The sequence below is a fragment of the Streptomyces sp. genome (assembly GCF_036566765.1).
GTDB lineage: Bacteria > Actinomycetota > Actinomycetes > Streptomycetales > Streptomycetaceae > Streptomyces.
On the sequence record NZ_DATCVQ010000295.1, the window covers coordinates 1 to 6,623 of the forward strand.

The window sequence follows — 6,623 nt, forward strand, 5'->3', positions numbered from 1 at the left end:
CGGCGGCGCGTACGCCCCTGGGGAGCGGCCTCGTCGGCGGCGGGCTCGCTCGCGGACACGGCCTCCACGACGGGGTCCTCCGCGGCGACCGGCACGGCCTGCGCCTCGGCGGCCGTCTCCGGCTGCACGGGACGCTCGGCCTCCACCTCGGCCGGCACGGCCTGAGCGGTCGGCACCTCGACGTCCTCGGAGACCGGGCTCTCCTGGTCGGCCGGCGCCTCGGCACCGCCCGACCTCCTCGACCCGCCACCCCGCGGGGCACCGGCCGGAGCCGACGCCCTACGGCTCGACCTACGGCGACCACGCCCGCGCGTGGCCGCGGCCTCCGCCTCGGCGACGCTGCTGTACAGCTCCTCGTCCGGGGCGAACTCAGCCGGCGTGAGCGCGATGGGCTCGGCCACCTCGGCGGCGAGCTCGGCCTCGGTCTCGACCTCTTCGGGCGCCTCGGGAGCCTCTACCGCGGCCACGGCCTCGTGGACGTGCTCGTGTCCGTCACCACCGCGCCCGCGCTTCTTGCGCTTGCCGCCGCCACCGGCGGAGGTCGGCGTCTCCATGTGCACGATGACACCGCGGCCGTTGCAGTGGACGCAGGTCTCGGAGAAGGACTCCAGCAGGCCCTGGCCGACCCGCTTGCGGGTCATCTGGACCAGGCCCAGCGAGGTGACCTCGGCGACCTGGTGCTTGGTCCGGTCCCGGCCCAGGCACTCGAGCAGGCGCCGCAGCACCAGATCCCGGTTGGACTCCAGGACCATGTCGATGAAGTCGATGACGATGATGCCGCCGAGGTCGCGCAGCCTCAGCTGGCGCACGATCTCCTCGGCCGCCTCCAGGTTGTTCCTGGTGACCGTCTCCTCGAGGTTGCCGCCCTGGCCGGTGAACTTGCCGGTGTTGACGTCGACGACGACCATCGCCTCGGTCCGGTCGATCACCAGCGAACCGCCGCTGGGCAGCCAGACCTTGCGGTCCAGCGCCTTGGCGAGCTGCTCGTCGATCCGGTACGTGGCGAAGACGTCGACCTCGGAGGTCCACTTCGACAGCCGGTCGGCCAGGTCGGGGGCGACGTGCGAGACATATCCGTGGATGGTCTCCCATCCCTCGTCACCGCTGACGACGACCTTGGAGAAGTCCTCGTTGAAGATGTCGCGGACGACGCGGACGGTCATGTCCGGCTCGCCGTAGAGCAGCGTCGGGGCGTTGCCGCTCTTCGCCTTCTTCTGGATGTCCTCCCACTGCGCCTGCAGCCGCTCGACGTCGCGGCGCAGCTCGTCCTCGCTCGCGCCCTCGGCGGCGGTGCGCACGATGACGCCCGCGTCCTCGGGGACGATCTTCTTGAGGATGGTCTTCAGACGCGCGCGCTCGGTGTCGGGCAGCTTGCGGCTGATGCCGGTCATCGAGCCCTCGGGGACGTACACGAGGTAGCGCCCGGGGAGGGAGACCTGGCTGGTGAGCCGCGCGCCCTTGTGGCCGATCGGGTCCTTGGTCACCTGGACCAGCACCGACTGACCGGACTTCAGCGCGCTCTCGATGCGGCGCGGCCCGTTGGCCATGCCGAGCGCCTCGAAGTTGACCTCACCGGCGTAGAGCACCGCGTTGCGGCCCTTGCCGATGTCGATGAAGGCGGCCTCCATCGACGGCAGCACGTTCTGGACCTTGCCCAGGTAGACGTTGCCGACGTACGAGGTGGCCTGCTCCTTGTTGACGTAGTGCTCGACGAGCACGTTGTCTTCCAGGACGCCGATCTGGGTGCGCTCGCCGTTCTGACGGACGACCATGACGCGCTCGACGGCCTCGCGGCGGGCCAGGAACTCGGCCTCCGTGATGATCGGGACGCGACGGCGGCCCTGCTCGCGGCCCTCGCGGCGGCGCTGCTTCTTCGCCTCCAGGCGGGTCGAGCCCTTGATCGACTGGACCTCGTCGGACGGCTCGGCCTTCTCACGGGCCGGACGCGGCTCGCGGACCTTGACGACCGTGCGGACGCCGTCCTCCTCGGCGGCCTCGGCCTCGCCCGCGCCGTCACCACTGCGGCGACGACGACGGCGACGGCGACGCGAGCTGCTGGAGCCGGACGGCGCGCCGCCCTCGTCCTCCTCGGCCTCCTCGTCGCCCTCTTCGAGCTCCTCCTCGGCCTGCTCGGCCTCGGACTCGGCCTGCGCCTCTTCGGCCTCCTCCGCATCGGCGGCCTCACCGCGACGACGGCGGCGGCCGCCCCGGCGGCGACGGCGGGAGGGACGGTCCTCGTACTCGTCCGTCTCCTCCGCCTCGACGGCCTCGGGCTCCTCGGCCTCCTCGGCCTCGACCTCGGGCTCCTCGGCGACCGTGCTCGGCACGGGCTCGACGGCGACGGGCTCGCCACGACGGCGACGGCGACGACGGCCGGTCTCGCGCTCGGCGACCTCGACGGCCTCGACGACCTCGACCGTCTCCTCTTCCTCCTCCGGCTCCACGGCGGCAGCGGCAGCTGCGGCGGCGGTCTCCGGCGTCTGGAACATCGGCTCGGTGAACACCGGCGGCTGGAAGACGGCGACGGAGGGGCGGGCGGCGCGACGGCCGCGCGCGGGCTCCTCCTCGGCCTTCGCGGGGGCGGCAGGCTCGGCGGTGAACTGCGGGGCGGTGGCGCGACGGCGCGTACGACCGCGGGTGGCGGCCTGCTCGGCGGCGGCGACCTCGGCGGCGGCCGGGGTGTCCACGGCGATCTGCGCGACGACGTCCTGCGGCAGGGCCTCGCCGGCGGTCTCCTCCTCGGCCTCGGCGGCGGCCTCGGCGACCGGCTCGGGCGAGGTGACCTTGCGGGTGGCGCGACGGCGGGTACGGGCCGGCGGCGCGGCCTCGACGACCGGCTCCGCCTCCACGGCCTCTTCGGGCTCTTCCGCGGCCACGGCCTCGACCACGATCTCCTCGGCCACGGCCGGAGAGGTCACCGGGGCGGTGGCCTTACGGGTGGCGCGACGGCGCGTACGGGCCGGAGCGGCCTCTTCGGCCTCCTCGACAGCCGCCTCGACGACCTCGGGGGTCTCGGGGGTCTCGGCGACCGGCGCGGTCGTCTTGCGGGTGGCCCGGCGACGGGTCCGCGCGGGCGGCGCGGCCTCCTCGACCGGGGCCTCTTCGGCCACGGCCTCGACGACCTCGGCGGTCTCGACGACCGGCGAGGTGGCCTTGCGGGTGGCACGGCGGCGCGGGCGCGCCGGAGCGGCCTCGGTCGCCGGGGTCTCCTCGGCGACGGCCGGGGTCTCCTCGACGTCCGGTGCGGCGGCCACTGCGGCCTCTGCGCCCGTCGTGTCGCCGGCGACCGGCGGGCCCGCGGGGCGGGAAGCGGCGCGGCGCCTACGGCGCGGCGGCAGCTTGTCACCAGGGGCGTTGTTGTTCGCGTTGTCTTCTTCGTGCTGCTCGAGCATGCGGGCGGTTCTCCCGTCACGCTCCCGGGCGCCGCGTCTGGTTCCGGTCCGGCGGCACGTCGCATGGTGAGCGCGGTGCCGCCGTCCGGGGCGCGGGCGCCGCACGGGAGCTCTGTGTCTGGCTCGCCGGTTCCGTACGCCTCATGCGGACGGCCTGGCGAAAGTCTTCAGGTCAGTGCGCGGCCCGACCCAGGTGGCTCCCGAGTGCCAGGGCTGCGCTACGACGACCGCTCCTTACGCGGAACCGGTACCCGGCGCCGTCGCCGGGGCGGTCTCGGCGGCCTTGGGTGGGGCGGCCGTGACTGCCTCGCGGTCGGGCGCGAGCGGGTCGGTCACCGTGCCGGACTCCTCGTCGAAGAGCCCCTGCGCCAGCCTGGTCACCGCTGCGGGGACCGGCGGCGCCAGGTCGGCCACAGCTCGGAGACCGGACAGGACGTCGTCGGGTCGCACGGCAGGTGCTACGTGCCGAACAACCAGCCGCAGTATCGCACAGGGGCCCTCCACCGGCCTATCAGCCGGGGGACGAGCCGCGGTGAGGTCCGCGACGGCGGAACGGGCGTCGAAGGTGCGCATGCCGTTCTTCGTCTTGCGCTGCACCTCTACGACCTCGGCGGCGAGGAAGGCCTCGACGGCCTTCTCCGCCTCCTCGACGGCCACGCCGTCGAGCCGCAGCTCCCACACGGAGGCGGTGAGCCGGTCGGCGAGCCCGGAGGTCCGGGCCTCGACGGCGTCGGTGATGTCCAGGCCGGCCGGGAGCGACTCGTCGAGCAGGGCCCGGAGGGTCTCCGGGTCGCGGAACTCGGTGAGGGCGATCTCGAGGTACTCGGCCTCGGATCCCGTACCCGTGGGGGCGGCGTTGGCGTACGACACCTTCGGGTGCGGGGTGAATCCGGCCGAGTACGCCATGGGCACCTCGGCGCGGCGCAGCGCCCGCTCGAACGCGCGCTGGAAGTCACGGTGGCTGGTGAACCGGAGGCGGCCGCGCTTGGTGTAGCGCAGTCGGATGCGCTGCACCGCCGGTGCGGGCGGCGGGCCTTCGGGCTGTCGCTTGCCCAGTGGTTCTTCTCCTCGGTGCGGGGCGGGCGCGGGTGGCGCTCCGCCCTCGAAATTCGGGTGGTGGCCCTGGGGGTCCCGCCCGGCTCACCCCCGCTTTCGCAGGGAGATCTCGGGGGCGGACGCCACGCCGGGGACAGCAGTTGTACTACCCAGAGTACGCGCCCGGGTCACCGCCGGTTCCACAGCCTCGGTCGCCCGGGGCCCGCCGACCAGCGCGCGCCAGGCGTCGCGGCGGGCCTGCCGCACGGTCTCCCGTGCGGAGGCGAGCGCGGCGCGGGCGGACCGGCCCGCCTCGACGGCGGCGGCGCGGGCCGGGGCCCAGACGCTGTCGCGGACGAAGTGGCCGACGGGCGTGCACACGCTGCGGTAGAACCAGGCGGCGGGCCGGCCGACGAGGTTCCACGCGACCCACTTCACCGCCCGGCCGACGGCCCGGGAGACGTACCCGGCGATCCGCCAGCAGACGGTGAGCGCGTCGACGAGCTCCCGCCCGAGCGGCGCGAGCACCCGCCGGTACAGCCAGGAGAACGGCACGACGATCCCGTACCGGACGACCGGCACGACCACATACCGCCACAGCCCCACCCACGGCCACACGAACAGCGCCTTGCCGAGCCACCGCCCGAGCGGGGCGAGCACGGAGCGGAACAGCCAGGAGACAGGGACGACGATCCCGTACCGCACGGCGGGCACGACGACGTACAGCCAGACAGCGGCCAGCGGCGTGGCGACCAGAGCCTCGAAGAGGAACGCGAGCCCGGCGCCGAGGGGGGTAAGGACGTGCCGATACAACCAGGCGGCCGGGATCGCGATCCCGTACCGGACGACCGGCACCACCACATACCGCCAGAGCCCTGCCCACGGCCACACGAACAGCAACTTGAGCAACCAGCCGAGCCCGATCCCCGCCCGGTCCACCGCCCACTCGATGACCCGGCCCGCGCCGCCGAAGAACCACGCCAGACCGTGCCCGACCGGCGTGAGCACCCACCGGTACAGCCACTCGGCCGGGACCCCGACAGCGTGCCGGAAGACCCAGGCCAGCGCGCGCCCGATGGGCCGCAGCAGCGTCCGGTGGAGGAACTCGGCGCTGACGACGAGCACGTCCCACACCATCCGGACCGGCACCACGAGGACGAGCACCACGATCCGCACGGGGATTCTGACGAACGCCGTCAGACACCCCTCAGGCTCAGGTCCGGGCACAGGCTGCGGCTTCTCGATGCTCATGCCATGAATGACGCAACGGCCCGGCCTGGGGTTTCCTCCCCAGACCGGGCCGTCACCCGAACGCGTCGGTTACTTGATCACGGACAGCGGCAGCAGCTTCTTGCCCGTCGGGCCGACCTGGATCTCGGTCTGCATGGCCGGGCAGACGCCGCAGTCGAAGCACGGGGTCCAGCGGCAGTCGTCGACCTCGGTCTCGTCGAGGGCGTCCTGCCAGTCCTCCCAGAGCCAGTCCTTGTCCAGACCGGAGTCCAGGTGGTCCCAGGGCAGGACCTCCTCGTAGGTGCGCTCGCGGGTGGTGTACCAGTCGACGTCGACGCCTTGCGTGGGCAGGGTCTTCTCCGCGCAGGCCATCCAGCGGTCGTACGAGAAGTGCTCGCGCCAGCCGTCGAAGCGGCCGCCGTCCTCGTACACGGCGCGGATGACGTGGCCGACGCGGCGGTCGCCGCGGGAGAGCAGGCCCTCGACGATGCCGGGCTTGCCGTCGTGGTAGCGGAAGCCGATGGAGCGGCCGTACTTCTTGTCGCCGCGGATCTTGTCGCGGAGCTTCCCCAGACGGGCGTCCGTCTCCTCCGCCGAGAGCTGCGGGGCCCACTGGAAGGGGGTGTGGGGCTTGGGGACGAAGCCGCCGATCGACACCGTGCAGCGGATGTCGTTCTGCCCCGAGACCTCGCGGCCCTTGGCGATGACGTTGACCGCCATGTCGCCGATCTGGAGGACGTCCTCGTCGGTCTCGGTCGGCAGGCCGCACATGAAGTACAGCTTCACCTGGCGCCAGCCGTTGCCGTACGCGGTGGAGACCGTCCGGATCAGGTCCTCCTCCGAGACCATCTTGTTGATGACCTTGCGCATGCGCTCGGAGCCGCCCTCGGGGGCGAAGGTGAGACCCGAGCGACGGCCGTTGCGGGTCAGCTCGTTGGCCAGGTCGACGTTGAACGCGTCGACGCG

4 protein-coding genes are annotated in these 6,623 nt (G+C 73.2%); all 4 read right to left on the reverse strand.

Annotation, left to right across the window (positions count from 1 at the left end):
• Window positions 1-3,392 (reverse strand): Rne/Rng family ribonuclease (locus VIU94_RS16840; RefSeq protein ID WP_331912293.1); only part of this gene is annotated, 3,392 nt, incomplete at its 3' end.
• A gap of 234 nt (window positions 3,393-3,626) precedes the next feature.
• On the reverse strand, window positions 3,627-4,406 hold the full coding sequence (locus VIU94_RS16845) for a TIGR03936 family radical SAM-associated protein (RefSeq protein WP_331912295.1): 780 nt from the start codon (window positions 4,404-4,406) through the stop codon (window positions 3,627-3,629).
• A gap of 126 nt (window positions 4,407-4,532) precedes the next feature.
• Window positions 4,533-5,678 (reverse strand): hypothetical protein, encoded by a 1,146-nt coding sequence (locus VIU94_RS16850; RefSeq protein WP_331912297.1) that lies wholly within the window; start codon window positions 5,676-5,678, stop codon window positions 4,533-4,535.
• Between the two features lie 69 nt (window positions 5,679-5,747).
• Window positions 5,748-6,623, reverse strand: an 876-nt coding sequence (locus VIU94_RS16855) for a radical SAM family protein (protein WP_524540635.1), incomplete at its 5' end; no start/stop codon positions are given.

Bases quoted from the DNA above. Each gene is read 5' to 3' on its own strand.
- VIU94_RS16850 (WP_331912297.1), bottom strand. From the start codon at position 5,678: ATGAGCATCGAGAAGCCGCAGCCTGTGCCCGGACCTGAGCCTGAGGGG.